Raw genomic sequence first — 26,093 nt, 5'->3', positions numbered from 1 at the left:
GCGGCCAGAGGCCGCTCCTACACAATCTGGCGCACCCAGCACCCAGCACCCAGCACCCAGCACCCAGCACCCAGCACCCAGCACCCAGCACCCAGCTCAGGCTGCCCATCCCTCCCTTCCATGCAGTTCAAGTCTCCCCGCGCGCATCCGATAAACCGCTAAGCAGCCTGTTTCGGGCTGCCGGCTTGGAGATGCATGCACGCATGGCTGCCCGTCCGCTTGAACGCGAAGCAAAGATCCTGATTATCGACGACTCGCCCAGCAGTATTCGTCTGGTGAGCCATTTCGTGCGTGACATGGGCAACGTGCATTTCGCAACACGCGGTGATTCCGGGATCCGCATGGCCATTGAGTTGATGCCGGACATCATTCTGCTGGACGTGGAGATGCCCGGAATCGATGGGCTGGAAACTTGCTCGTTGATCAAGAAAACTCCCGAGTTGATGGATGTGCCGGTGATTTTCATCACCGCATATACCGGTGTCGATCACGAGGTGGCGGGGCTGTCCGCCGGGGCGGTGGATTTCATTCCCAAACCGCTTTCCGAGCCGATCGTGCGGGCGCGCGTCAAGACCCATCTCACCCTCAAGCGCCAGGGGGATCAGTTGCGCGAGCTGGCCATGCGCGATGGCCTCACCGGCATCCACAATCGCCGTGCCTTCGATGAACAGTTGCTGATCGAATGTCGCCGCCATCGCCGCACGCCAGGCCCGCTGGGGCTGGCGATCGTGGATATCGATTATTTCAAGCCTTTCAATGATTTCTACGGTCACCAGGCCGGCGATGCCTGCCTGCGCCAGATCGCTCTGTGCATCGAGGAGTCGGCGCGCCGGCCTGGAGAGATGGCGGCGCGCTATGGCGGTGAAGAGTTCGCGGTGATTCTGCCCAATACCGAACGCGAAGAGGCTTGTCGCTTCGGCGAGTTCCTGGTTGAAAGGGTGCGCGCACTGGCGCTGCCCCACGAAATTTCATCGTTTGGCATGGTGACCGTCAGTGTTGGCGTAGCCGCTGGAAAACCCGCTATCGACGGCGGTAACAATGAAATCGTTGCCGCGGCGGACGCCGCGCTGTACCGGGCCAAGGCCGCGGGGCGCAACCGGGTGATGCTGGCGGAGAGTGGCACATGAGACAGCTCTCCGGATCGTTGGCGGATGCGGAGGTCCGACGGCGCCTCAGGGATGCGATTCCCTGGCTGGTCCTGATGTTCGGACTGATCTTGAGCCTGGTGGCCTGGCAGTCCTTGCTGCGCTATGTCGAGGGTGTGCGTCAGCACACCTTCGAGTTGCGGGTGGCGGACGCTCATCGTTTGATTGAGGAGCGTATTGATGCTTATCGGCAGATCCTGCTGGGCGCCACTGGCCTCCTGCAGGCCAGTGACGAGGTAACCCGTGAGGAGTTCTCAACTTACTATCGAGGCCTGGATCTGGAGCGACGCTATCCGGGAATCTTGGGGGTTGGCTATATCGAGCTGGTCCACCGGCATGAGCTGACGAATCATGAGCGGCTGATGCGCCAGAGCGGTTTGGGTGAGTATCGGGTCCGTCCTGAAGGTGATCGAGCGCGCTATGCCCCCATCGTGTTCGGTGAGCCTTGGTCGCGCGCAGCGCAAGAGCGTGTATTGGGCCTCGATCAATTCATCGAGCCGATACGCAGCGAGGCTATGGCGCTTGCTGTGGATAGCGCCAGCAGTAGCATAACCGGCCGGGTCAGGTTGTTTCTGGACGGAGGGGAGGATAGGCCAAGCGTCATGATGTTCGCGCCGGTGTACCTGAGTGGTGTGCCGTTGGAGTCGCTGAGTGAGCGTCGTCGGGCGATCCGCGGCTTCATGTTTACGGCCTTTCGCGTGGCCGAACTCATGGAAGGGATTTTCGGTCATCAGGAGAATAGGTTGCTGCACCTGCAGCTTTTTGATGGCGCCGATACCCGCCCTGCGCATTTGCTTTACGCCTCTGACTCCGCCAAGGAGCTGGCACTCGCAGCACGCAATGATCTTGTGATCCAGGTGCAGCTTGAGCTGCCAGGGAGGCAATGGCAGGCTGTTTTTACGCCCAATGAAAATTTCATGTCCGAAACGGCGGACAAGTTGCCGGAAGTAGTGCTGGCGAGCGGCATCCTGACTTCCTTTTTATTGTTTGCCTTGCTACTGGTGGGCGCGCGCTCCTCCCGTCTGGTGATTGCCCAGGCTGAAGCCAAAGCCCGCGAAATGACGGTTGATTTGCGCAAAAGCGAGGCGCGCTTCCGTCAGGTGATTGATGCCAGCCCCAGTGGCATCGTGATGGTGGATAGGCGGGGGCGCATGAGTTTGCTCAATGGGCGGCTCGAAGCCATGTTCGGCCACGCCGAAGGCTCCCTGCTCGGACAGCCGCTGGAAACCCTCCTGCCGGAAGGCGCGCGTGCCTTGCATCAGCGCCTGCGTGAAGGTTTTGAGGAGGCTCCTGTGATGCGGCTGATGGGGCAGGGGCGCTACCTTACGGGGCTGCGTGCAGACGGCAGCGAGTTTCCACTCGAAATTGCACTGAGCCCGGTGGATACTTCGGAGGGGCATCAGACCCTGGCCATGGTCAGCGATGTCACTGCTCGCTACAGCGCCGAGCAGCGCATCGAAGCTACCCAGAACCTGCTCCAGGCCATCATCAATGCCGCCAGTGAGTTTTCGATTGTGGCGTCGGATAAAGATGGGCTGATCACCGTCTTCAATACCGGCGCGGAGCGCATGCTGGGCTACCCGGCTGGCGAGCTCATTGGCTGTGCAACCCCCGCCATCTTCCATTTGCCAGACGAGCTGAGGTGCCGTGGGGCGGAGCTCTCGCAACAGACTGGTTTGCTCATCGAGGGTTATGAAGTTTTCGTGCACAAGGCCCGCTGTGGTGAAGCTGAAGCGCGCGAATGGACCTATGTACGCAAGGATGGCTCCACGCTAGCAGTGATGCTGACCGTCACGGCCCTGCGTAATGTGCAGGGAGAGATTTCGGGTTTCATGGGGATTGCTTACGACATCAGCGCGCGCAAACAGACTGAACGCATGCAGCGCGAGGCGCGCGAGGCCGCCGAATCGGCCAGTCGCAGCAAGAGCGAGTTCCTCGCCAACATGAGTCACGAGATCCGTACTCCGCTCAACGCGGTACTGGGCATGGCCCAGGTGCTTGGCTTCGGGCGCCTGGATGCCGAGCAACGCGAGCAACTGCGCCTGATCGAAGTCTCCGGCAAGGCCTTGCTGGGCATCCTGAACGACATCCTGGACTTCTCCAAGATCGAGGCCGGGCGCATGGAGCTGGCTCCGGTGCCTTTCCACCTCAGTGATTTATGCGATGCGCTGGCTGGCATCATGGCCGTTAGCGCGGCTGACAAGGATATTGATCTGCATATCCAGGTCGACCCGGCGCTGCCACGCATCCTGCTGGGAGACCAGTTGCGTCTGCAGCAGATTCTCGTGAATCTGGCTGGCAATGCGATCAAGTTCACCGGCAACGGCGAAGTGTCGGTTGGCATCGGCCTGCTGCAGCGAGAGGGCGACGAAATCATCCTGCGTTGCGAGGTGCGCGACACCGGCATCGGCATGAGCGAGGAGCAGATCGGGCGCCTGTTTGCTCCGTTTACCCAAGCGGATACCTCCACCACCCGGCGCTATGGCGGTAGCGGGCTGGGCTTGGTCATCTGCAAACGGCTGGTTGAAATGATGGGCGGCTCCATCGGTGTCACCAGCATGCCGGGGCAGGGCAGCCGCTTCAAATTTACCGTGCGCATGCAGGCTTTGGCCGGAGGTCAGGCTTCGCAGACGCCGCCGTTGCAGGGCTTGCAGATCCAGGATCTGCTGGTGGTGGATGGCAGCGATAGTTCCAGCGGAGCCCTGGTGGCGGCTGCCGAAGCTCTGGGCGTGAGTTGCGAGAGCTGCGCCAGTGAGTCCGAGGCCATGGCCCGTGTGATCACTCGTGGCCGCAATCCCGATATCGTGCTGATTGACTGGAACATGCCCGATCGCGGTCGGGGTCGCCTGCTCCAGCAACTGAGCCAGCGCAAGCCGGATGCCTTGCCGCCGATCGTGCTGGCCGTTTCCAGCGCGCACGGGCGGGACCAACTCAATGCCGATCCGCTGCTGGTGTCGCTCGATGGCGTGCTGATCAAGCCAGTCACCAGTTCCACGCTGCTCGATTCGGTGATGCAGGCTTGTTCGCGGCGTGACAATAATCGTGACCTGCGCCGCATCATGCAGCTGCCCGAAGTGCAGTTAAGGGCGCGCTCCCTGCGTGGGGCCCGACTGCTGCTGGTGGAAGACAACGCCATCAACCAGATGGTGGCGCGTGGCATCCTCCAGCAAGCTGGTGCCATCCTCGATGTGGCCGGCAACGGGCAGGAGGCGCTGGATCGCCTGCGGGCCCATCCGGAGTTGTACGTTGCCATTCTCATGGACGTGCAGATGCCGGTGATGGACGGCTGCACCGCTACCCGCCTGCTGCGCAGCGAGCTGGGCATCAAGCTGCCGGTGATCGCAATGACGGCTGGCGTGCTGCAGCGGCAGCGAGAAGAATGCATGGCCGCTGGCATGAATGATTTTCTCAGCAAGCCGCTGGACGCCGTGCTGACCATCGAGACCCTCGAACGCGCGCTCGGCCACAGCCTTTCCCACACCGTGGCGGCGTCGCCGGAAGATGCGGGTGAATCCACGCCGGCCGGCGAGGTGATTGCCATCTCCGGTCTCGAGACGAGTGAGGCCCTGGCCCGCATTGGCAATAACCAGGCGCTGTTTCGCGAACTGCTGTTGCAGTTCTGCATTGAAGCGACTCCTTTGCCTGAAGCCTTGCGCCATCATCTTGAGCAGGGGCGCTTCAAGGATGCCGGGCGGATCTTTCACACCCTGAAATCGACAGCGGCCAATATCGGTGCGAATGCACTCTCGGAGCAGGCCCGGCTCGGTGAGGTCGGCATGCAGCAGGGCGATGCTGATGCCGCGCTGGCTGCGCTCAATGCGATCGAGATCAGTCTGGATCTGCTCCTACCCGCCATGACCGCTCACCTTGAAACCCGCAAACAGGCAACCAGCCCTGCCAGCGGAGCAGATCGTGTAGCGCTTCAGCAGTTGCTGCGTCAGCTGCATCAGCACGACATGGATGCCCTCGACAGCTTCGAATACCTGCGCGCAGGCTTGCCCGGCGCGTGCGGCGCCGAGCTGGCTGAACAACTGACCGTACTGATCTCGGCGCTCGATTTCGATGCCGCCGCCCAGCTCCTGGAGGGGCTGTTGGCCGAGGCCTAGGGTGAAATCTTTGTCTGCGCCCCGGCGGTGGCTGGCAGCCCTGTAAAATGCGTGCTTCGTCTGAAGTTGCGCCTCCATGTCCAAGCTGCTCGAAAACCTCAACGCCGAACAATTCGCCGCCGTCACCCTGCCGCCGCAGGCCGCCCTGATTCTGGCCGGCGCCGGCTCGGGCAAAACGCGCGTGCTCACCACCCGCATCGCCTGGCTGCTGCAGACCGGCCAGGCCAACCCGGCGAGCATTCTCGGGGTGACCTTCACCAACAAGGCCGCCAAGGAAATGCTCACGCGCCTCGGCGCCATGCTGCCGATCAATACGCGCGGGATGTGGATCGGTACCTTCCACGGCCTGTGCAACCGCATGCTGCGCGCCCACTACCGCGAGGCCGTACTGCCGCAGACCTTCCAGATCCTCGATACGGCCGACCAGCTTGCCGCGATCAAGCGCTTGTTGAAGACCCTCAACGTGGATGACGAGAAATTCCCGCCGCGCGAGCTGCAGCACTTCATCAACGGCAACAAAGAGGCCGGCCATCGCGCCGCCCAGGTCGAGGCCTGGGACGACTACACGCGCCAGCGCGTGGGCCTTTACAAGGAGTACGAAGACCAGTGCCAGAAGGAAGGTGTGGTCGATTTTGCCGAGCTGCTCTTGCGTTCCTACGAACTGCTCAGCCGCCACGAGCCGATCCGCCGCCATTACCAGCTGCGCTTCCGCCACATCCTGGTCGACGAGTTTCAGGACACCAACCGCCTGCAGTACATGTGGCTCCAGCTGCTCGCCGCGCACGGCGCCGAAGCACCCGCCGCCGTGTTTGCCGTGGGCGATGATGACCAGAGCATCTATGGCTTCCGTGGCGCGGAAGTGGGCAATATGCGTGACTTCGAGCGCGAGTTCGGGGTGGCCAACGTGATCCGTCTGGAGCAGAACTACCGCTCGCACGGCAACATCCTCGATGCGGCCAACGCCATCATTGCCAACAACTCCAAGCGTCTGGGCAAAAACCTGTGGACCGATCAGGGCAGCGGCGAGCCGATCCGCGTGTATGAAGCGCCGGGCGACATGGATGAGGCGCGCTGGATCGTCGAGGAGATTCAGCAGCTGATCCGTGACGGTGCTTCGCGTTCCGATGTGGCCTTGCTCTATCGCAGTAACGCCCAGTCCCGCGTGCTGGAGCATCAGCTTTTCTCCAGCGGCGTGGCCTACAAGGTGTATGGCGGCCTGCGCTTCTTCGAGCGTCAGGAAATCAAGCACGCGCTGGCTTATCTGCGCCTCTTGGCGAATTCCGATGACGACACGGCCTTTCTGCGCGTGGTGAATTTCCCCACACGGGGTATCGGCGCCCGCTCGCTGGAACAGCTGCAGGATGCCGCGCGCAGCTTCAACACCAGCCTCTACGCCACCGTGCCGCACCTCTCGGGCAAGCCGGCCGCCGCCATCGGCGGCTTCCTGCGCCTTGTCGAAGAGATGCGCCGCGCCACCGATGGCCTGCCGCTCTACGAGATCGTCGATCACATCCTCGATGCCTCTGGCCTGCGCGCCCATTACCGTGCCGAGCGCGAAGGGCAGGAGCGGCTGGAAAACCTTGATGAACTCGTCAGTGCCGCGCGCTACTTCATGAACGAAGCCGAGCAGCCGCCGGCTGAGGGAGAAGAGGCGCTGCCGGGGGACCCGCTTTCACGCTTTCTGGCCCATGCCTCGCTGGAGGCCGGCGACCATCAGGCCGAGGCCGGGCAGGACGCGGTGCAGCTGATGACGGTGCACGCGGCCAAGGGCCTGGAGTTCGATGCCGTGTTCATCACCGGTGTCGAGGATGGGCTCTTCCCGCACGAGCAGAGCATGAATGATCTGGCCAGCCTCGAAGAGGAGCGGCGCCTGATGTATGTGGCGGTGACGCGGGCGAGAAAACGCCTCTACCTCACGTTGGCGCAGAGCCGCATGCTGCACGGCCAGACGCGTTACGCGATGAAGAGCCGCTTCTTCGACGAGATTCCGGAAGGCCTGCTCAAGTGGCTCACGCCGCGCGTGCAAGCCGGTTTTGGGGCCGGGGCTTATCACACCCCTTCGCGCAACGCGGCCTGGAACAGCCAGCACAGTAGCCCGGATGCAGCGAAGCGGAATCCGGGAGCCGGCGCCGTGCAGAAAAGCCGCGATCTCGCAGGCCTGCGCATTGGCCAGCTGGTGCGCCATGCCAAGTTCGGCGACGGGGTGATCATCGCCGCCGAGGGCAGTGGGCAGGACGCCAAGCTGCAAATCAACTTCGGCTCGGCCGGCGTGAAGTGGCTGTTGCTGAGTCTGGCCAAGCTCGAAGCGGTATGACAGGTTCGAATATGACCACTATTGTTGTGTGGCCATAAAGTCGGGCGGTATCGAGCCGTTAGGGTTGAAGGCGGGCGAATCAGACCCGTCATCGCAGCCAACCCGATGCCACCATGAACAAGAATCAGCCTGTCACTCGTCACGAAGTCAAACTCCCCGCCAACGCCTATCTCGTTTCACAGACCGACCTTCACGGCAAGATCACGGATGCCAACGAAGCCTTCGTGGCTATCAGTGGTTACGCCCGTGATGAGCTGATCGGCAGTCAGCACAACATCGTGCGCCACCCCGACATGCCGCGCGCCGCCTTTGCCGCCATGTGGGCCGATCTGAAGGCCGGTTTGCCCTGGCGAGGCACCGTCAAGAATCGTTGCAAGAATGGCGATCATTACTGGGTGGATGCGCTGATCGTGCCGATCACGCGCAATCGCGGCACCGTCGGGTACATGTCGGTGCGCCGCCGTCCGACGCAGCAGCAGATCAGCGCTGCCGAGGCTGCGTATGCCGGCATGGATGCTGCGGCCCGCGGGGCCGCGAGGTCTTCCTCACCGCTGAGCCTGGCCGCGCAGTGCTATGCCCTGTTTGCCCTTATCGCCCTTCCCCTTTTGCTGAGCCTTTTCGTGGGCGCATTGGCCTGGCCGGCCTGGACGGGCAGCGCAGCAACGCTGCTCGCCTTGCTGCTTCTGCCGGTCGGTGCGCTGCTGATGCGCCAGCGTCTGTTTAGTCCCTTGCAGCGGCTGAATGAAGCCATCGTGCCGATGAGTGAGGGCGATCTCTCGCATCGCTTCGATATCGCCCGAGCGGACGAAATCGGCCGTCTGAGCAATGCACTCTCGGTGATGCAGACGCGCTGGCTGGTCAGCATCGATCATATCCGCGAAGCCATGCGCACCAGCCTGCACAACACTGGCATGGCCAATGCGCATGCCGATGCGATCAGCCAGCGTATCGACGAGCAGTACGATCGCATCTCGGCGGTGGCCGCGGCGACCGAGGAGTTCTGTCAGTCTGTGGTGGAGGTGGCTGGCAGTTCCGGCGAGGCGGCGCAGGCGGCAGGAGAGTCTCGTGAGCAAGTGGCGAGCGGACGCGAAATCGTGGCCAAGGGCATGTCCAACTCCGAGGCTGCGATGGCTGCAGTACATAGCGCACGCGCCGAGATTGGCGAGCTGAACGGGGCCGTGGCCGAAATTGGCAGCATCACTCACACCATCAAGGAGATTGCCGATCAGACCAATCTTCTCGCGCTCAATGCAGCCATCGAGGCGGCGCGGGCCGGTGAAGCCGGGCGAGGCTTTGCGGTGGTGGCCGATGAGGTGCGCAAGCTGGCCGAGCGCACCACGCGCAGCACCGCTGAGATCAACACCATGGTTGAGGACATCCAGCGCCTGACCGCTTCGGTGGATATGGCCATGGATCAGACTTCTCATGTCGCCCGGGCCAGCACTGAAACCATGCGCTCCAGCGTTGATTGTCTGCTGGCCGTCCAGTCCGCCAGCGATCGTACGCTCGATCTGGCTCGCCATATTGCTGGTGCCTCGGATCAGCAGACGCTGGCCGGGCAGGAGATCACCGGCAACATGGAGCAGATCTCGAGCCTGGCCCAGGTGAGTCAGGAGGGCTTGCGCGAACTCTGGCAATCGATGGAGACGATGACCCGCTCATCGCGCAAGGTTGATGATTCTCTGAAGGTATTCCGGCTCTTTGGCGAGAGCACGGTCTGAGCCGCGCTGCATGTGTTGTTGGCCGCAAGACTGAGCCCGCGACACGGCAGAGCTTAGGCAGGCTTAGTGGCGTGATTCGTCCGGTGCGATGGTGTCGCCGCCGAGTTCGTCCAGATTGATGTGCAGGGTCTTGCTCAGATCGGTCATGTCCAGCTCGAAGTCGAGCTGCCCAAGGCTGTTGCTCGAGGAGAAAGGCAGTGCTTCGGGTTTGGCTAGCACCGCTGCAGTGGGCTCCGGCTCACGTGGGGCAGGGCGGGTGACCAGCTCCTCAGGCACGATTGAGGGTACCGCCAGTGGGGCGGTCGGTGCAGTAAAGCTGGCGCTGCGCGACGGGGTGGCGATTGGCGTAAGGGTCGGGTCCCCCGGCTCTGGCCGGTAGGGGCCGATCTGGGTCTCAAGAATACCCAGCAAGAGCAGGATCTCGTCGATGATGACAAGCGGGAAGCCTTGGCGAGTGCCCTGACGGTTGTCGCGCAGCAGTTCGTGGAGCAGTGCCTGGCATTCACGGCGGCCCCAGGTGTCATGCAGGCGCGCCAGGATGTGCGGCATGTGTTCCAGCGATTCCGGTGCCTGGCGGGCAATCTCGAATTCGTCCCAGGCCACTGTGCGTACGTTGAAAGTCTTGTTCAGCTGGCTGGTGAGCGCATCGAATTCGCTGCGCATGTCGGCCGCGCGATAGACCTCCAGCAACTTGATCCAAGGCTTCACGGCCTGCTTCGGATTGGCTCGGATGAAGTCCGCAAGAGTCTGCGCCGCACCCTGAACACGTCCGAAGGACATCATGATTTCGGCCAGTTCGACAGCAGAGTCATGCTCTTCGACATCGTCCTCCACGATCTGCAGCATCGAAGCTGGCCCCAGCCCGGAGACGGATAACTGGCCAAGTGCCCCCTCCATACTGGCAGCCAGGCGCGGATTGGTCTGCGGCGCATGGCCTTCTTCGTCCGGCCAGATGTCGGCTTCGGACAGCGGTTCGATCAGGTGCCCGGCCAGCCCCGCCTCGTTGCCGGCAGGCAGCGGCAGCGTTTCACCTTCAAGCGGACTGTGCCGGCGGCGCAGCCAGGCCCAGCGGGCGGCTATGAGTATTGCAGCAAGGCCGGCCGCTACGGCCAGCCAGAGCAGCGGCTGGAGATACCAGGCGCTGTTCGTCCCGGCGGTGGGCGTCACGGCCGGCGGTGCGACGGGCACTGCGAGCGGTGTGCTGGCGGCGACCGGGCCGGATTGCTGCAGGGCGCGCTGGGCGCGCAATTCACTTTCCAGGCGATCCGCGTCTTCCTTGAGGCGGGATTGCAAGGCTTCGAGTTGGCGCAGGCGATCAGCCAGTTCGAGCTGGGTGGCAATCTTTTCATCCAGCGTGGCAATCAGCTGCATCTCGGTACGTAGGCGGCCACGCTGGTCTTCATTGAGTTCGCGACGTTTTCCGATCGAGGTGGAAAGCTGCAGTGCAGCTTCGTCACCCGCAGCGCTGACAACCAGACGATCGTGGCTCTTGTGCGGCGGAGGCTTGGGGGCACTGGCCACTGGTTTGCGTTCTGCCACGGCAGTGCCCGGTGTAGGCACCGTGCCGGGTTCGCGCGGAGGGGGCACGGCGAGGCTGGCGGGCAAGGCGGGGATTTCAAGCGTGAGACCGGCAGGCAGGCGGTCGTAGGTGCCGCTGCGGCCATTCAGGCGACTCGCGTTGTGGGCCAGCAGCGCACGGGCCATGCGGCGCTGAGCAGAGCTGTCGGCAGGGTACAAGCGGTTGGCAATGCTGCGAGCCGTGTCGCCCTCAAGTGTCGTGAGCGTATTGACTGTCGGCAGGCGGGGCGTAGCTGAAGCCTCCACGACGGGGGTCGAGCGCAGGGCAGGTGCCTGGATGTCGGGCTGCAGTTCAGGTGCCGGAGGCAGAATCAGCAGGGTGTAGTCGCGGCGCATCTCCATGCCACAGCTCACCTGCACGCCCAGCACCAGCGCCGGGTGGCTGTTGCTTGGTGCGCTGATCACCAGCAGGCGATGGCCATTGCGTTGCTCAATGCTCAGCTTGGCTTTGCTCAGCCAGGGCAAGTCATCACCGTAGTCCGACGGCCGGGAGGCCAGCCGCAGACAGGAAAGTTCGATGCGCTCGGCGTCATCCGCCTGAACCGGTATTTCGATCCGCAAGGGGCCGCCGACCCGGCTGGTGGTACTGGCAGAGCCTAATCCCATGGCCGATACCGGTACGCACATGGTGACCGCGCCCAGGCTGGCAAGCAGGGCTGGCAGCAGGCGTCTGGCGTGGGGCATGATGCGGATGTTTTTATCTCTCATCAGTCCCTCATTTTAGGGGCTCAGGCGCTTGTTTGATACGGGGGAAAGCCCGGAAAAGGTTGCAATGCGTGGCTTATTACGCAGTCCTGCCTGTAAAGGGATTGTCATTGCCGTCAAATCCCGTGAAGTCTGTTCCGAATCTTCCTGTAAGCGCATTCCCGCATTTGCTGCGCCGCGGCGTTTGCGTACTCTTATATAAGATTCGGTATAGAATCCAACTACCCTGCAGAGATACACGTGCCCTGATTTGATGGCCGCAGTCATGCGGACAGACGACGAAGGTCGTGAGCCCGGGGTTCCGTCGTGCGTTTCACTCCATAGACGACTCAAACCGTACCAGTACCCCGCTTGCAGAGGGTGCGGTGCGACACAAGGGCAAAAAAATGAAGATCCATGAGTACCAAGCAAAAGAAATCCTGCGCAAGTATGGTGTAGTCACTCCGCGTGGCATTCCGTGCTTCAGCGTTGAAGAAGCGGTCAAGGCTGCCGACGAACTCGGCGGCTCGATCTGGGTTGTGAAGGCCCAGATTCATGCCGGTGGTCGCGGTAAGGGCGGTGGCGTGAAGCTGGCCCGCTCCAAGGAGGAAGTGAGCAAGATCGCCGGTGAAATCCTCGGCATGCAGCTCATTACTCACCAGACTGGCCCGGAAGGCCAGAAGGTGCGTCGCCTGATGATCGAAGAAGGCGCCGACATCAAGAAGGAATACTACGTTGCAGCGCTGACTGATCGTGCCACCCAGAAGGTTGCCATGATGGCCTCCTCTGAAGGCGGTATGGACATCGAGGAAGTTGCGCACAACACCCCGGAAAAGATCATCAAGGTCTTCGTTGATCCGGCCACCGGTCTGACCGACGCGCAAGGTCTGGAACTGGCGAAGGGTATCGGCGTGCCGGAAGGCTCGCTGGACAAGGCTGTCGACACCTTCAAGAAGCTCTACACCTGCTACATGGAAACCGATGCTTCGCTGGCGGAAATCAACCCGCTGATCCTCGAAGGCAACGGCAACATCAAGGCACTGGACGCCAAATTCAACTTTGATCCGAACGCGCTGTTCCGTCACCCGGACATCGTTGCATATCGTGATCTGGATGAAGAAGACGCAGCTGAAATCGAAGCATCCAAGTTTGATCTGGCCTACATCTCGCTCGACGGCAATATTGGTTGTCTGGTCAATGGCGCCGGTCTCGCGATGGCGACCATGGACACCATCAAGCTGTTCGGCGCCGAGCCGGCCAACTTCCTTGACGTGGGCGGCGGCGCCACCACCGAGAAGGTGACCGAAGCCTTCAAGATCATGCTCAAGAACCCGGCCGTGAAGGGCATTCTGGTCAACATCTTCGGCGGCATCATGAAGTGCGACACCATCGCTAACGGCGTCGTGACCGCTGCACGTGAAGTGAAGCTGGCTGTGCCGCTGGTGGTGCGCATGAAGGGCACCAACGAAGACCTCGGCAAGAAGATTCTTGCTGACTCCGGTCTGCCCATCATCTCTGCCGACACCATGGCAGAGGCCGCCCAGAAGATCGTTTCCGCAGTGGCCTGAGGCCGCGGCGAGGAGTTCAAGACATGTCCATCTACATCAATAAAGACACCAAGGTCATCACCCAGGGCATCACGGGCAAGACCGGCCAATTCCACACCGAGAAGTGCCAGGAATACGCCAACGGCAAGAACTGTTTCGTGGCAGGTGTGAACCCGAAGAAGGCTGGCGAGTCGATCTTCAATATCCCTATCTACGGTTCGGTAAAGGAAGCTGCGTCGGAAACCGGTGCTACCGTGTCCGTGATCTATGTGCCGCCGGCTGGCGCCGCTGCTGCCATCTGGGAGGCCGTCGAGGCTGACCTGGATCTGGCGATCTGCATCACCGAAGGCATTCCGGTCCGCGACATGCTGGAAGTGCGCAACCGCATGAAGGCCAAGGAAGCCGCAGGTGGCAAGCGCACCCTGCTGCTGGGTCCGAACTGCCCCGGCCTGATCACCCCGGATGAAATCAAAATCGGCATCATGCCTGGCCACATCCACCGCAAAGGCCGTATCGGCGTGGTCTCGCGTTCCGGCACTCTGACCTATGAAGCTGTGGCGCAACTGACCGAAATCGGTCTGGGCCAATCTTCGGCCGTCGGTATCGGTGGTGACCCGATCAATGGTCTGAAGCACATCGACGTGATGAAGGCCTTCAACGATGATCCTGATACCGATGCAGTCATCATGATCGGTGAAATCGGTGGTCCGGACGAAGCTGAAGCTGCTCTGTGGTGTAAGGAAAACATGAAGAAGCCGATCGTGGGCTTCATCGCGGGCGTGACCGCGCCCGCCGGCAAGCGCATGGGCCATGCAGGCGCGCTGATCTCCGGTGGTGCGGATACCGCCGACGCCAAGCTTGCCATCATGGAAGAGTGTGGCTTCAAGGTGACGCGTAATCCGTCTGAGATGGGCAAGCTGCTCAAGGCCATGCTCTGATCCTCACCGGGTGTCACAAAAGGCCGCGCAAGCGGCCTTTTGTTTTTTCGGGTGCTTGCCCTGTCTCAGGTCAGCCGTTTGGCGACAGACTCGGGTAAGCTCCGGCCTTCTTTGTCCTGTTATTTGCTGGAAGAAAATGGAGTTCTTTTTACACGCTGAATTCTGGCTGGCTGTGGGCCAGATCATCATGATCGACATCCTGCTCGGGGGCGACAACGCGGTGGTGATCGCGCTGGCCTGTCGCCAGCTTGCGCCTGCGCAGCGCACTAAAGGCATCATCTGGGGCACGGTGGGCGCCATCGTGTTGCGCGTGATACTGATCTTCTTCGCGCTGACTCTGTTGAAGATTTCCTTCCTGAAACTGATCGGCGCGGCCTTGCTGATCTGGATCGGCGTCAAGCTTCTGTTACCCGAGGGCGATGACGAGCACAGCAACATCCAGGCGAGTGACAGGCTCTGGTCTGCGGTGAAGACTGTGATCGTGGCGGACTTCGTGATGAGTTTGGATAACGTGATCGCAATTGCGGGCGCTGCAGAAGGTGCTGGGGGCGATCACAAGATGCCTCTGGTGATTTTCGGTCTGCTGGTGAGCATTCCGATCATCGTGTGGGGCAGCCAGATCGTGATCAAATTGATGGAACGCTACCCGGTCGTGATCCTGCTGGGGGCCATGCTGCTGGGCTGGATCGCGGGTCATATGGCGGTGTCCGATCCGGTGTTGCTGCCCTGGACGGCGGATGCGGCCGGTGAGCCGATCAGTCTCATCAAGTACGCCGCCAGCGTTGGCGGAGCGTTGCTGGTGTGGGGCTTGGGAAAAATGCTCGGCGCGCGCAAGCCCGAGGTCGGCAAGACCGACGTCTGAAACCAGCAGGCCGTCTGTGCCCCGCAGACGGCTCGCAAAAGTGTGAAATCTGCCGGATTGCGTGTAGCGATGCCATACTAATGGCTAGGCTCCGCGCAAACTGGAGCGATATTCTCCCTGGACTCAAAAAGCCCGGGCGCATACAGGACGCAATGAGGACAAGATGCCGAAGCTGATTCTGAGCATGGACGGTCTGGTGCTGAAGGAGATCCCGCTCACCAAGGAGCGGACCAGCATCGGCCGCAAGCCGCACAATGACATCCAGATTGATAATCTGGCGATCAGTGGCGAGCACGCGGTGATCGTCGCTATTCTCAACGATGCCTTTCTTGAAGACCTCAACAGCACCAATGGCACTTATGTGAATGGGCAGTCGGTCAAGAAGCATGTGCTGAAGGACAACGATGTCGTCGAGCTTGGCAAATACCGCATCAAGTTTCTCAAGGATGCGGTGGACACCAGCCTTGGCAACTCTTTCGAGAAGGCCTTCATCAACCCCTCCGAAGCCAACAAGCTTGGCGGCGCGCCGCGTGCGCACACGGAAACAATGGTGGGCTTCGGTGCCGAAGCATCGATTACCAATGGTGAGGACTGGAGCACCCAGAGCGAGGCCGCGCCCTTGTCAGGCAACGAGCCGATGGGGGTGGTGCAGATCATCAGCGGCCGCAATGCCGGGCGCGAACTTGAACTCTCCAAATCGCTCACCACGCTGGGTAAACCAGGCGTGCAGGTGGCCGTGATCACGCGTCGTCCGCATGGCTACTTCATCACCCATGTGGAAGGCGACTCTTTCCCTATCCTCAACGGTAAGCAACTCGATGCCCAGGCACATCTCCTCGGCGATCATGACGTGATCGAGATTGCTGGCGTGAAGATGGAGTTCTACCTGCGTGCAAATGGCGCTGCCTGAGTTCTTCCCGGCATGAAGATCCGGGTTCTCGGCTGTAGTGGAGGGATTGGTGGCAAAGCCAACCTCACGACTTCGCTGCTCGTTGATGAGGATATTCTGATCGATTGCGGGACAGGCGTAGGCGAGCTTTCGCTTCATGCGCTGATGGCGATAGATCATGTGTTCCTGACGCACTCGCATCTCGATCACCTGGCAATGCTGCCGATGTTGATCGACACCGTGGCGGACCTGCGTTCGCGTCCGATCACCCTCTATGCCAGCGAGGAAACCCTGCGCATTCTGCGTGCGCATGTCTTCAACTGGCTGATCTGGCCTGATTTCACCGCCATTCCGGATCGCCTCCACCCTTTGCTGCGGATGCAGCCGGTGAAAGTGGGCGAAACCGTGCATCTGGGCGAGCGGGCTATTTCACCGATTCCGGCCCTGCACTCGGTGCCGTCTCAGGGATATGCATTGCGGGGGCAGCGGGGCGCGCTGGCGTTCTCTGGCGACACCACGGTATGTGACGAACAGGTAGCCGCCCTGAATGCGATTGAAGATCTGCACTATCTTTTGATAGAGGCGGCGTTTCCGAATGCGCATCAGGATCTGGCGCACGCAGCCCGGCATCTTTCGCCGAGCATGCTGCACCGGGTTCTGGATAGGCTGAACGGAAGCCCGGAAATTTTCGTTACGCACTTCAAGCCGGGCCATGCCGATTTGCTGGCCCGCGAAGTGCTGGCCTACGACGGGCGTTTGCGCCCACATCTGCATCTGCTCGGGAACGGCCAGACTTTCGATCTCTAGAGGTCCGCAGGCACACTATGGTGTGTGGCTTGGCTGTGTTCCCGGTATGAGAGGCTGGACATGAATACTTCCCTGAAATCCGGTACCGCCATTTCGCGTCGGCTGGCCTTCTTTAAGAGCCTGCAAGGGCTGAACACCCGCATCCACGACACGGCCAATATCGACGAGATTATCTTTGAGGTCTCCACCGATATCTGTGCGCTGTTCGGTGCCGAGCGACTCACGATCTATGTGGTTGACGAGGGCGGCACCAGCATCAGCACGCGCGTGAAAACCGGCCTGCACATGGCCAAGAAGCTGCGCTTGCCGATTTCTGACAAGAGTATCGCCGGCTACTGTGCGCTGCATCAGCAGATGCTCAACATCCATGATGTGTATGACGCGGAAGAGCTCATGCGTATTTCGCCGGCTATCGAGTTCCGGCATGAAGTGGATGAGCGCAGCGGTTTTCATTGCAAGCAGATGCTCGTGGCGCCGCTCGTGCAGCCGGGCAGGGCCGCGCTGTTGGGGGTGATCCAGCTCATGAACACCCAGGATGGTGATAGTTTCAGCACGGTCGAGGAGGAGGGCGTGCTGGCGCTTGCCCAGACCTTTGCCATCGCCTTCTCGCAGCGCCTGCACGAGACCGTGCCTCTGCGTTCGCGCTACCACTGGCTGGCCATCAAGGGCCATCTGCCGGTGGATGACATGGAGCATCTGGGCGAGCTGGCGCGGCAGCGTGGCATTACGCCGGAAAAACTGCTGCTTGAGGACAAGCACTGCAAGCTTGCCGATATTGGCGAATCGATGGCGCGCTTCTATGGCGTGACTTATGAGCCTTGGCGGGCGGATCGCATCAAGCCGATGGATCTGCTGCGCCATATCAAGCGCGATTACGCGCTGCAGAATGGCTGGCTGCCGCTAGAAGAGACGCAGGAGGGGGTGGTGATCCTGGCGGTGGATCCGGAGCAGGTCATTGGCAGCCGGGTGGCCTTGAACGTGTTTCCCAATGTGCGTCTGGCCTATCGGGTGACGACCCAGACCGAGTTCGAAAAAACTGTCGGCCAGTATTTCGAGCATACGGACGACGAGCTGAGCGTGGGTGACCTGCTCTCGGATCTGGCTGAAGAGGGTGAAAGCAGCACCAGTGAAGACATCACGGCGGCGGCCGACAACGAGCTGGTGAAGCTGGTCAATCGCATCATCATCGACGCCCATCGTCAGGGCGCCTCGGATATCCATATCGAGCCTCGCCCGGGTAAGGAAAAGATGCTCGTGCGCTTCCGCAAGGATGGCTTGCTGGTGCCTTACATCGAAGTGCCGGCGGCCTATCGCAACCCGATGGTGGCGCGCATCAAGATCATGTGCGACCTGGATATTTCGGAGCGTCGCAAGCCTCAGGATGGCAAGATCAAGTTCCGCAAGTTCGGCCCGCTGGATCTGGAGTTGCGGGTGGCCACCATCCCGACCGCTGGCGGGCTGGAGGATGTGGTGATGCGCCTGCTGCAGCAGGGCGAGCCGATCCCGCTCGACAAGCTGGCCCTGTCGGCCTACAACCTTACGCGCCTTGAGGCCACGATCTCGAAGCCTTATGGTGTGTTCTTCGTGTGCGGCCCGACCGGGTCTGGCAAGACCACCACCCTGCACTCGATCCTGAAGTACATCAACAAGCCGGAAACCAAGATCTGGACCGCTGAAGACCCGGTCGAGATCACCCAGCGCGGCTTGCGCCAGGTGCAGGTTAATCGCAAGGCCGGGATGGATTTTCCAACCGTGATGCGCGCCTTTCTGCGAGCCGACCCGGATGTGATCATGGTTGGCGAAATGCGTGACGCGGAAACCATGCACATCGGTATCGAGGCCTCACTGACCGGCCATCTGGTGTTCTCCACCCTGCATACCAACAGCGCACCGGAGTCGGTCGTACGTCTGCTCGACATGGGCATGGACCCCTTCAATTTCGCGGATGCCCTGCTTGGCGTGCTGGCCCAGCGTCTGGCGCGGCGTCTGTGCCGGCATTGCCGGGCGCCCGAGGAAGCGAGTGACGAAGAGGTCACTGCCTTGCTTGACGAGTATTGCGAAGATTTGCGCAAGAGCCGCCAGTTCCGCGACAACCCGAACGAAGCGCGTAACGAGATCCTGGCGGACTGGCACGAGCGTTTCGCGGCGCCTGGCGGGCGAATCGTGCTCTATCGCGCCTCAGGTTGCCCGGAGTGTAACCAGAGTGGCTATCGTGGCCGCATTGGCCTGCATGAGCTGATGCTGGGCAATGACGAGATCCGGCATCAGGTTCATCAGCGCGTGCCGGCCAGCGAGTTGATGGTGACGGCACTTGAAACCGGCATGCGCACCCTGCGTCAGGATGGCATCGAGAAGGTCTTGAGCGGGGATACGGATATCCAGCAGGTGCGTCGGGTCTGCATCCGTTGAACGGCGCAGGAAAAGAAAAAAGGGCCGGCATCGCCGGCCCTTGGCATTTCTGCGCGGCGCTTTACTCTGCGATGGTTTCCATCACTTCCCATTTGCCGCCCACTACCTTGTAGACCGTAATGCCGCCATTGGCGAGGTCGCCCTTGGCGTCATAGGCGATCTTCGGTGCGGTCACGCCTGCATGCTCGATCGCCGCCAGCACCGGCAGGTATTTCGCGGCCTCGGTCGAGTCGGCCTTGAGCATGGCGGCAATCAGGATGCGCGTGGCGTCGTAGCCATAAGGGGAGTAGATCTCGGGCTCACCGAAGCGGGCCTTGAAGCGGGTGACGAAATCCGGGCCCCCGGGCATCTTGTCCATCGGCAGGCCGGCCAGCGAGGCGATGGTGCCATCGGCAGCGTCACCGGCGAGCTTCAGGAAGGTATCGGAGCGGGTCATCTCGCCCGACAACAGCGGTGCATTGAGGCCGATCTGCTTGAGCTGTTTGGCGAGCGGGCCGGATTGCGCATCGGTGCCACCAAAGAAGATCACGTCCGGCTTCTTGCCCTTGATGCTGGTCAGGATGGCCATGAAGTCGCTGGCCTTGTCGGTGGTGAATTCGCGTGCCACCACACTGCCACCGGCGGCCTTCACAGCCTTGTCGAACTCGTCGGCGAGGCCTTGGCCATAGGCCGTGCGGTCGTCGATGACAGCCACTTTCTTTGCTCCGAGCTTGGCCACCACGAACTTGCCCATCACCGAGCCCTGTTGGGTGTCGGAAGTCATCGAGCGGAAGGTGGTTTTGAAGCCTTGCTGAGTGAAGGCCGGTGCGGTAGCCATGGCGATCTGCGGCATGCCAGCATCGGAATAGACCTTGGAGGCGGGAATCGAGGTCCCCGAGTTGAAGTGGCCGATCACGCCGGCTACTCCGGCATCCAGCACGCGCTGGGCGACTTGGGTGGCGGTGCGCGGGTCGGCCATGTCGTCTTCGGCGACCAGCTCGAATTTCACAGCCTGACCACCGATCTGCGGGTTCAGCGCATTGGCATCATCGAGGGCGAGCTGCACGCCGTTCTGGTAGCCCTTGCCATAGTGAGCCTGGGGGCCGGTGAGCGGGGCGGCGAAGCCTATTTTGACCACCCGTGCGGCGCTGCTGCTGGCGCCCTCATCCTGTTTCGGCTTGCAGCCTGCAATCGTGAAGGCGAGTGCGACGGCTGATATGGCGAGCATGAACTGCGAGAGGCGAGCGAGCATGGCAAGGGTTCCGGGCAGAGGATGCATGAAAACCCAGATCTTGCCGTATCCGTCTCCGTACGGCTACGGATAGGATCAAGCGACCTGCAGGTTTAGACTGCCTGCAAGGCACTCAGATGAAAGGACAGGGCATGAAGGTATCCGTGATCGGCATGGGGGCGGTGGGCACCGAGATCGTCGGTTTGCTGCTCAATGTGAGCGAGGTGACCGAGATCGTGGCTGTCGACAAGAACCGCGGCAAGGCCGAGGCCGAGATCTGGGATTTTGCCCACACCACGGCCTTTACATATGCCAAGAATCCTGCCCTGGTCGCTGGCGACTATCCGGAGACGCGCGGCAGCGACATCGTCGTGATCACGGCCGGGGCCCAGCTCCAGCAGGGTCAGACCCGTGACGATCTCACCCGCATCAACAGCGGCATCCTGCGCGGCATCATTGGCGAGGTGGAGCGCCATTCGCCCGGTGCAATCGTGATCAACGTGACCAATCCTGTCGACGTGATGACCCAGGTGATGCTGCGGTCATCCTCTTACCCGAGGGAGCGTCTGCTCTCGGCCGGCACCCTGATCGATACGGCGCGCCTGATCCGCATCGTGGCCGAGCATGTGAAGGTCGATCCGAAGAATGTGGTCGGCTATCTGCTGGGCGACCATGGTGCGACCGGCTTCGTGCCCTGGAGCCTGGTGAACGTGGCCGGGCTGGATATCGCCAGCTACTGTCGCTTGAACGGCCTGCCGCCACCGGATCATGCGGCCATTCGGCAACAGACGCTGGACGCCGGTTTCCGCATTTTCGAGCGCAAGGGCAACACCAATCACGGCATTGCGGCCAGCGTGTTCCGCATCATCCGCGCCATCGAGGCCAACGAGCATTCGGTGCTGCCGCTGGGGGTGCTGCTGCAGGGCGAGTACGGCGTGGAGGATCTGGTCATGAGCGTGCCCTGCGTGGTGGGGCGCAGCGGAGTGCAGCGGGTGCTGAACTACGAATTCACGCCAGCCGAACAGAGCGAGTTCCAGCGATCGGAAGCGCATCTGCGCGCCTTGCTGGCGCTGACCTGAACTTCCCGCGTAAGCCTGCTCAGGCGTGGCTTGCCAGCCAGGCCGTGATCAGCAAGGCGAGGAAGAAGGCGGCCAGCATCATTTGATGGCGACGCTGCAGGTGGGCGATGACCTGTTCGCGCGGGTGATCTGAAATCACGAAGGGGCGGCCGTCAGCGGGTTCGCGCAGGCAGTGGTAGGGAGGGAAGTCCGCGGCCGCCTCGCGCTCGGCCAGTACTTCTGTGCGTGCGGCCGCCCGGGCGCGTTCCCATTCGGCCTGGTCCAGCTCGCCGTTGCGATCCGTATCGAACTGCATCAGGCTGCTGCGGTCCCGTTTCCAGTCACTGAGCTTGTCGCGTAGCTCGGCTTCGGCTGAGGCCCGGTCTTCGATCGGGCGGCGGGATTCGAAATGGCCGATGGCGAACAGCCGGGTGCCCGGGATCAGCAGCCATTGCGTGCTGCGGCAATCATCGAGGCGAATCTCATCCTTGTGCACTGCCTCGATACGCGCATCGCGCGGATCGAGGCTGCAGAGATTGCCGTCTTCGTCTTCGAGGAAGAAGCTGGCGTCGCTGGTTTCATCGCGCTCCACATGCCAATGCCCTTGGCCATCCTTTCTTCGCTGCACGATGCGATACCACAGGCAGGGCAGGTAGTTGAGCGGCGAGCGCAAGGGCTCACCCGGCAGGGCACGGCCAATGCCTTCGATGGCGATGTAGCCCTGGGGCGCGCTGGCGATCGGGGCGCTGGGCGTATCGGCGTAGTGGCGGTAGCGGCGATAGGCACCCATCCACAGGCAGAGCAGGCTGGCGGCCAGCAGCAGGGCGAGCTGCCAGGGCTGTGGGCGCTGCGCTTGCAGCCCAAGCCACAGGATGTAGCCCAGCGCCGCGGCCAGTGCCGGTAGCAGGTCGCGCAGGAGCGAGCCGAGGTCGGGAGGCGCCTGGCGCATCAGCCCTTGAAGAGCTGGGCGATATTTACGTCAGCCTTCTCGGTGGCAGCGAATTCGAGCAGGGGCTGCAGGCCGAAGCCGCACAGGCGGGCGATCAACAGGTCCGGCAACTGTTCGACGCGCACGTTGTTGAGATTGACGGCCTCGTTGTAGAGCTCGCGGCGATCTGCGATGCTGTTTTCCAGCCCGCTGATACGCCCCTGTAGCTGGCGAAAGTGCTCGCTGGCACGTAGCTCCGGATAGGCCTCGGCGACAGCGAAGAGCTGGCCAAGGCTCGCGCGCAGGCTGTTTTCGGCGCTGCTCAGGGCTGGAATGTCGTGCTGCTCGCGGGCGCTGGCTACGCCAGCGCGGGCACTGATCACGCGCTCCAGGGTCGCCTGCTCGAACTGCTGGTACTGGCGGCAGACTTCGACCAGCTTGGGCAGCTCTTCATGGCGCTGACGCAGTACTACGTCGATGTTGGCCCAGGCACGGGCAACACCGTGCTTGAGATTGACCAGGCCGTTATAGAGCAGCACGCCGTAGGCGAGCACGAAGATCAGGATTCCAAGGGCGATCCAGCCAGTCATGAAGATTCTCCGAGGGTGGGGCTTAGGCAGCGACCGGGCCGATACGGGTGGTCAGGCGACCGACGCCGGCAATTTCACCCACCAGCAGGTCGCCCGGCTGAATCGGCCCGACGCCAGCCGGCGTGCCGGTGAGGATGATATCGCCCGCCTGGAGATCGAAAAAGGCCGAGAGGCGGCTGATGATCTGCGGCACATTCCAGATCATGGCCTTGAGATCCGAGTCCTGCTTGATCTCGCCGTTGACCGTGAGGTGGATGCGGCCGCTGGCCGGATGGCCGATGCTGCTTGCTGGATAAATGGCTCCGCAGGGGGCTGAGTGATCAAAGCCCTTGGCCACATCCCAGGGCGCGGCCTTGGCGCTGAGCTGCTTCTGGATGTCGCGGCGAGTCATGTCCAGCGCGACGGCATAGCCGAATACGTGGTCGAGAGCGCTGCTTTCGGGGATGTTGTAGCCACCTGACTGCAGCGCCACGGCGAGCTCCAGTTCGAAGTGGTAGTTCTGGGTGGCAGACGCGTAGGGAATAGTTGCGCCATCCTGCTCGATGGCATCGCGCGGCTTAGTGAAGAAGATCGGGGGCTCCTTCTCGTCGTTGCCGAGTTCGCGAATGTGTTCCAGATAATTGCGCCCGACGCAGTAGATGCGTCGTACCGGGAAATGCGCATGGCTGCCGGCAACCGGAAGGGAGACGACGGGCGGGACAGGCAGGACAAATTCGGTCGGGCTCATGGCAGTTCCTGAGTGAAGGCAGCTGCCATTATGCCTTGGGTGGGGCGCTCAGCCTTTCTGGTCGGCAGTGGGTTGGCCAACGATACGGTGTGCGTGGCGCAAGCCGAGGCGGGCAAGGAAGTCGTCAAGGATGGGTTGCCAGATGTGCTCGCCGCGGGCGAAGAGGGCGTGGCCGTTATCGCCGAAGGCCGGTAGCAGGCGCAGTTCAGCCCTTCCGCCGGCGGCGGTGTAGGCGCCATGCCAGCGTTGCGCCCATTCGGGTGCGAAGAGCCGGTCGTTCTCGGTGTACAGCCACAGGCTAGGGCTGCTGGCTTGGGCGCCAAACTGGCGGAAAGCCTCGGCGAGAGCCTCCGGGTTGCAGGGCTGGCCCGGGTGCAGCTCGGCATCCCCGCCATGGCCGCCGGCAAAGTTGATGGTGGCGGTGATGCCCACAATTCCGCGCGCGCTGCCAGCGAGGCTGCCTAATCCGCCGACCGACTGGCCGAGCAGGATCAGGTGTTGCGGGTCGATCCAGGTTTCCTGGCGCAGGCGCTCGACGACGCGGGCGATCTGCGCGCCAGCGGCATCCAGGGCTGGCTCATACGCACTCAGGGCACAGCGGTTGCTGATGTTCTCCGGATCGCCGGCGGCGGCACTGGCACCGTAACCGAGGCGGGTCGGGACGGCCACGGCAAAGCCACGACTGAGGAAGTAGCGGCTGGCGGATTCGAAGCGATAGCGCTGGACGGCGTCGCGACGCTGGCTGTCACGGCCGTGATTGATGACAACCAGTGGAAAAGGGCCGGCGCCCTCCGGGCGGAATACCGTGACGAGCATTTCGCCCCGTACCCCCCGCCCGAGCCAATCCTGGCTGTTGATCGGCTCGTGCAGCACGCTTTCGCTATAGCGCAGCTCTCCAGCCTGGGCGGCTGCGCTGAACAGGCCGCTGGCAAAAAGAAGGGCGGCGAGGAGGCGGAAAGCGAGGCGCATTGGCGACTCCGGAATCACATGCGAGCGACTCTAGCGCAAACCCCGTATGCCCCGACGGGCAACAAATGAAAACTATGGTGTCCAGCCCGTTTTCAGGCCACCCTGTCGTTGAGGCGTTCGCCCCACAGCCGCGCGTTGTCTTCATCGCCCCGCTGGCGGTAGAAATGCTCGGCTTCTAGGCTGGCATCTGCACACAGTTCGCGGTTGCGCCGCACCGCCAGCTGGAGATAGTGGGTGAGTGCTTCGTCACCACGCTCGCGCAGCAGGCGGGCGGCGGCCATGGCGCTGTCGGCCGAGCCATGCGGATGGTCGGCCGCCTGGCAGAGCAGCGGCAGGGCTTCGTCCTTGCGCCCCAGCGTGTCCAGTGCCAGCGCATAGTGGCTCAGCTCTTCGGGGCTGAGGCTGGCGGCGTCACGCCCCTGCATGCGCTGCACGGTTTCTCGGGCTGAGGCGGCCGCGTGATGGTGCAGACGCCAGGTTTGCTCGTTGTGGCTCAGCCAGAGCTCGTCGAACTGTTGTTGCAGGCGCGGCAGAAGGTCACCGAGCAGAGACTGAGCGGCGCTATGTACCGCGTTTGGTGGCAGTTCGGTGCCGGTGTCGAGGGCCAGGATGCGATCGCGCAGGCTCGGGTGGGTGTCCTGGGCACCGGTGTAGTGTTGCAGTGCTTCGTCAAACCAGCGCTGGGCATCCTCCTGGGGCAGGCCCAGGTGCAGGGCGGTGCGCATCGCGGTGTGCGGCAGGTAAGGCGGGTGCTGCTTGCTGCTGGCCTGCGACCATAGATCCTGCCAGAAGCGCTCTTCGATGAAGCGGCCGCGGATGGCTTGGGCGATCAAGGCATCCGCCATGGTTTGCGCACCAACCACGCTGGCGGCCAGGCGATCGGCCTCGTACTCATCGCGACGAGCCTGCACCAGGCTGTAGGCCTGGAAGAGCGGGATATAGCCACGCAGGAAGCGGGTCAGCATGGCTTCGATGAGACTGCTGTCGTGGCGGAATGAGGCTTGGACCTGCGACCACAACAGGCGGGTGTGGTAGATCCAGGTATCCAGGCGGCCGTGCTGGCGCGAGAGATGGGCGTATTCGTGTGCCAGGATGGCGGCGAACTCCTTGCGGGAGAGCGCCTGCATCAGCGGCAATCCGATGATCAGGGTGTTGCGGTGCCAGCCAAAGATGCCCAGCCGAGGCGCCTGGAAAATGGCCGCATTGAAAAGGTCGTTCACCACCACACGGTGGATCGGCGGGCCGCCGAGCTTGCTGCGGATTTTTTCGATTACCCCGAAGAGTTGCGGCGCATCGGCGGGCAAGAGCGCCTGGCCTTGTGGTGCGGGCAGGTTGATGCGGGTGGAGCGCCACAACATGATGCCGGCAATGCTGCCTAACAGCAGCAGCTTGGCCCCCTGCAGGACTTCATCATGGACGAGTTCGGTCAGCCCCCACAACAGGAGCAAGGATGAGAGCAGCAGCAGTGCAAGGATGTAGAGGTGGCCCAACGCAGTGAGGGCGAGCAGTTTGATCCGGTAGAGTTCCGGGCGCTGCTCGCTTTCGCGGTTGAGGCGGGCGACAAGTTGTTCGAATTCCCGAGGCGGCATGGGTGGGTGTTGCGAAATGGAT

At 62.2% G+C, this 26,093-nt stretch carries 18 protein-coding genes; 11 read left to right on the top strand and 7 right to left on the bottom strand.

The window, feature by feature from the left end; all coding sequences use genetic code 11:
- Nucleotides 1-203: 203 nt before the first annotated feature.
- From C0V76_RS04095 to C0V76_RS04080, 4 genes are all read left to right on the top strand, one after another.
- A complete protein-coding gene (locus C0V76_RS04095) occupies nucleotides 204-1,127 on the top strand; it encodes a diguanylate cyclase (RefSeq protein WP_101941115.1) in 924 nt (307 codons plus the stop codon).
- On the top strand, nucleotides 1,124-5,251 hold the full coding sequence (locus C0V76_RS04090) for a CHASE domain-containing protein (protein WP_101941114.1): 4,128 nt from the start codon (nucleotides 1,124-1,126) through the stop codon (nucleotides 5,249-5,251). Before C0V76_RS04095 ends, C0V76_RS04090 begins: the two co-directional genes overlap by 4 nt.
- Before the next feature lie 76 nt (nucleotides 5,252-5,327).
- Nucleotides 5,328-7,565, top strand: a complete 2,238-nt coding sequence (locus C0V76_RS04085; RefSeq protein ID WP_101941113.1) for a 3'-5' exonuclease — start codon at nucleotides 5,328-5,330, stop codon at nucleotides 7,563-7,565.
- Between the two features lie 113 nt (nucleotides 7,566-7,678).
- Nucleotides 7,679-9,286, top strand: a complete 1,608-nt coding sequence (locus C0V76_RS04080) for a PAS domain-containing methyl-accepting chemotaxis protein (protein WP_101941112.1) — start codon at nucleotides 7,679-7,681, stop codon at nucleotides 9,284-9,286.
- A gap of 63 nt (nucleotides 9,287-9,349) precedes the next feature.
- Here C0V76_RS04080 and C0V76_RS04075 read toward each other — a convergent pair whose 3' ends face one another.
- Nucleotides 9,350-11,572, bottom strand: a complete 2,223-nt coding sequence (locus C0V76_RS04075) for a FimV family protein (protein ID WP_101941111.1) — start codon at nucleotides 11,570-11,572, stop codon at nucleotides 9,350-9,352.
- Nucleotides 11,573-11,955: 383 nt separating this feature from the next.
- Here C0V76_RS04075 and sucC point away from each other — a divergent pair, with 383 nt between their 5' ends.
- From sucC to C0V76_RS04045, 6 genes are all read left to right on the top strand, one after another.
- Nucleotides 11,956-13,116 carry an ADP-forming succinate--CoA ligase subunit beta gene (sucC, locus tag C0V76_RS04070; protein WP_101941110.1) on the top strand — a complete coding sequence of 387 codons (1,161 nt, stop codon included), beginning with the start codon at nucleotides 11,956-11,958 and terminating at the stop codon, nucleotides 13,114-13,116.
- A gap of 23 nt (nucleotides 13,117-13,139) precedes the next feature.
- Nucleotides 13,140-14,033: a succinate--CoA ligase subunit alpha gene (gene sucD / locus C0V76_RS04065; protein WP_101941109.1), complete on the top strand. Its 894-nt coding sequence runs from the start codon at nucleotides 13,140-13,142 to the stop codon at nucleotides 14,031-14,033.
- 136 nt (nucleotides 14,034-14,169) lie between these two features.
- On the top strand, nucleotides 14,170-14,895 hold the full coding sequence (locus C0V76_RS04060; RefSeq protein WP_101941108.1) for a TerC family protein: 726 nt from the start codon (nucleotides 14,170-14,172) through the stop codon (nucleotides 14,893-14,895).
- Between the two features lie 163 nt (nucleotides 14,896-15,058).
- Nucleotides 15,059-15,805 (top strand): FHA domain-containing protein, encoded by a 747-nt coding sequence (locus C0V76_RS04055; protein WP_101941107.1) that lies wholly within the window; start codon nucleotides 15,059-15,061, stop codon nucleotides 15,803-15,805.
- Nucleotides 15,806-15,817: 12 nt separating this feature from the next.
- On the top strand, nucleotides 15,818-16,591 hold the full coding sequence (locus C0V76_RS04050) for a 3',5'-cyclic-nucleotide phosphodiesterase (protein ID WP_101941106.1): 774 nt from the start codon (nucleotides 15,818-15,820) through the stop codon (nucleotides 16,589-16,591).
- A gap of 60 nt (nucleotides 16,592-16,651) precedes the next feature.
- On the top strand, nucleotides 16,652-19,000 hold the full coding sequence (locus C0V76_RS04045; protein WP_101941105.1) for a GspE/PulE family protein: 2,349 nt from the start codon (nucleotides 16,652-16,654) through the stop codon (nucleotides 18,998-19,000).
- A 61-nt stretch (nucleotides 19,001-19,061) separates the two neighbouring features.
- On the opposite strand, the gene C0V76_RS04040 is transcribed toward C0V76_RS04045, so the two are convergent.
- A complete protein-coding gene (locus C0V76_RS04040) occupies nucleotides 19,062-20,231 on the bottom strand; it encodes a branched-chain amino acid ABC transporter substrate-binding protein (protein ID WP_254048187.1) in 1,170 nt (389 codons plus the stop codon).
- A 131-nt stretch (nucleotides 20,232-20,362) separates the two neighbouring features.
- Here C0V76_RS04040 and C0V76_RS04035 point away from each other — a divergent pair, with 131 nt between their 5' ends.
- Nucleotides 20,363-21,289 (top strand): L-lactate dehydrogenase, encoded by a 927-nt coding sequence (locus C0V76_RS04035; RefSeq protein WP_101941104.1) that lies wholly within the window; start codon nucleotides 20,363-20,365, stop codon nucleotides 21,287-21,289.
- A 19-nt stretch (nucleotides 21,290-21,308) separates the two neighbouring features.
- On the opposite strand, the gene C0V76_RS04030 is transcribed toward C0V76_RS04035, so the two are convergent.
- The 5 genes from C0V76_RS04030 to C0V76_RS04010 all read right to left on the bottom strand — a co-directional run bounded on the left by C0V76_RS04030 (nucleotide 21,309) and on the right by C0V76_RS04010 (nucleotide 26,071).
- Complete coding sequence (locus C0V76_RS04030) at nucleotides 21,309-22,217, bottom strand: hypothetical protein (protein WP_101941103.1); 909 nt, start codon at nucleotides 22,215-22,217, stop codon at nucleotides 21,309-21,311.
- Nucleotides 22,217-22,786: a LemA family protein gene (locus tag C0V76_RS04025; RefSeq protein WP_101941102.1), complete on the bottom strand. Its 570-nt coding sequence runs from the start codon at nucleotides 22,784-22,786 to the stop codon at nucleotides 22,217-22,219. Before C0V76_RS04025 ends, C0V76_RS04030 begins: the two co-directional genes overlap by 1 nt.
- Nucleotides 22,787-22,808: 22 nt before the next feature.
- Nucleotides 22,809-23,513: a fumarylacetoacetate hydrolase family protein gene (locus C0V76_RS04020; protein ID WP_101941101.1), complete on the bottom strand. Its 705-nt coding sequence runs from the start codon at nucleotides 23,511-23,513 to the stop codon at nucleotides 22,809-22,811.
- A 48-nt stretch (nucleotides 23,514-23,561) separates the two neighbouring features.
- Nucleotides 23,562-24,482, bottom strand: a complete 921-nt coding sequence (locus C0V76_RS04015; RefSeq protein WP_101941100.1) for a S9 family peptidase — start codon at nucleotides 24,480-24,482, stop codon at nucleotides 23,562-23,564.
- A gap of 92 nt (nucleotides 24,483-24,574) precedes the next feature.
- The gene (locus C0V76_RS04010) at nucleotides 24,575-26,071 is read right to left on the bottom strand and encodes a M48 family metallopeptidase (protein ID WP_101941099.1); all 1,497 of its coding nucleotides are present in this window, start codon (nucleotides 26,069-26,071) and stop codon (nucleotides 24,575-24,577) included.
- Nucleotides 26,072-26,093: the final 22 nt, after the last annotated feature.

The sequence above is a fragment of the Uliginosibacterium sp. TH139 genome (genome assembly GCF_002855595.1).
Taxonomy (GTDB): domain Bacteria; phylum Pseudomonadota; class Gammaproteobacteria; order Burkholderiales; family Rhodocyclaceae; genus Uliginosibacterium; species Uliginosibacterium aquaticum.
Note: the sequence above shows the minus strand (reverse complement) of the source record. Positions and strands in the feature narration are given on the sequence as shown.

Bases quoted from the DNA above. Each gene is read 5' to 3' on its own strand.
- C0V76_RS04095 (WP_101941115.1), top strand. From the start codon at position 204: ATGGCTGCCCGTCCGCTTGAACGCGAAGCAAAGATCCTGATTATCGAC.
- C0V76_RS04090 (WP_101941114.1), top strand. From the start codon at position 1,124: ATGAGACAGCTCTCCGGATCGTTGGCGGATGCGGAGGTCCGACGGCGC.
- C0V76_RS04085 (WP_101941113.1), top strand. From the start codon at position 5,328: ATGTCCAAGCTGCTCGAAAACCTCAACGCCGAACAATTCGCCGCCGTC.
- C0V76_RS04080 (WP_101941112.1), top strand. From the start codon at position 7,679: ATGAACAAGAATCAGCCTGTCACTCGTCACGAAGTCAAACTCCCCGCC.
- C0V76_RS04075 (WP_101941111.1), bottom strand. From the start codon at position 11,572: ATGAGAGATAAAAACATCCGCATCATGCCCCACGCCAGACGCCTGCTG.
- sucC (WP_101941110.1), top strand. From the start codon at position 11,956: ATGAAGATCCATGAGTACCAAGCAAAAGAAATCCTGCGCAAGTATGGT.
- sucD (WP_101941109.1), top strand. From the start codon at position 13,140: ATGTCCATCTACATCAATAAAGACACCAAGGTCATCACCCAGGGCATC.
- C0V76_RS04060 (WP_101941108.1), top strand. From the start codon at position 14,170: ATGGAGTTCTTTTTACACGCTGAATTCTGGCTGGCTGTGGGCCAGATC.
- C0V76_RS04055 (WP_101941107.1), top strand. From the start codon at position 15,059: ATGCCGAAGCTGATTCTGAGCATGGACGGTCTGGTGCTGAAGGAGATC.
- C0V76_RS04050 (WP_101941106.1), top strand. From the start codon at position 15,818: ATGAAGATCCGGGTTCTCGGCTGTAGTGGAGGGATTGGTGGCAAAGCC.
- C0V76_RS04045 (WP_101941105.1), top strand. From the start codon at position 16,652: ATGAATACTTCCCTGAAATCCGGTACCGCCATTTCGCGTCGGCTGGCC.
- C0V76_RS04040 (WP_254048187.1), bottom strand. From the start codon at position 20,231: ATGCTCGCTCGCCTCTCGCAGTTCATGCTCGCCATATCAGCCGTCGCA.
- C0V76_RS04035 (WP_101941104.1), top strand. From the start codon at position 20,363: ATGAAGGTATCCGTGATCGGCATGGGGGCGGTGGGCACCGAGATCGTC.
- C0V76_RS04030 (WP_101941103.1), bottom strand. From the start codon at position 22,217: ATGCGCCAGGCGCCTCCCGACCTCGGCTCGCTCCTGCGCGACCTGCTA.
- C0V76_RS04025 (WP_101941102.1), bottom strand. From the start codon at position 22,786: ATGACTGGCTGGATCGCCCTTGGAATCCTGATCTTCGTGCTCGCCTAC.
- C0V76_RS04020 (WP_101941101.1), bottom strand. From the start codon at position 23,513: ATGAGCCCGACCGAATTTGTCCTGCCTGTCCCGCCCGTCGTCTCCCTT.
- C0V76_RS04015 (WP_101941100.1), bottom strand. From the start codon at position 24,482: ATGCGCCTCGCTTTCCGCCTCCTCGCCGCCCTTCTTTTTGCCAGCGGC.
- C0V76_RS04010 (WP_101941099.1), bottom strand. From the start codon at position 26,071: ATGCCGCCTCGGGAATTCGAACAACTTGTCGCCCGCCTCAACCGCGAA.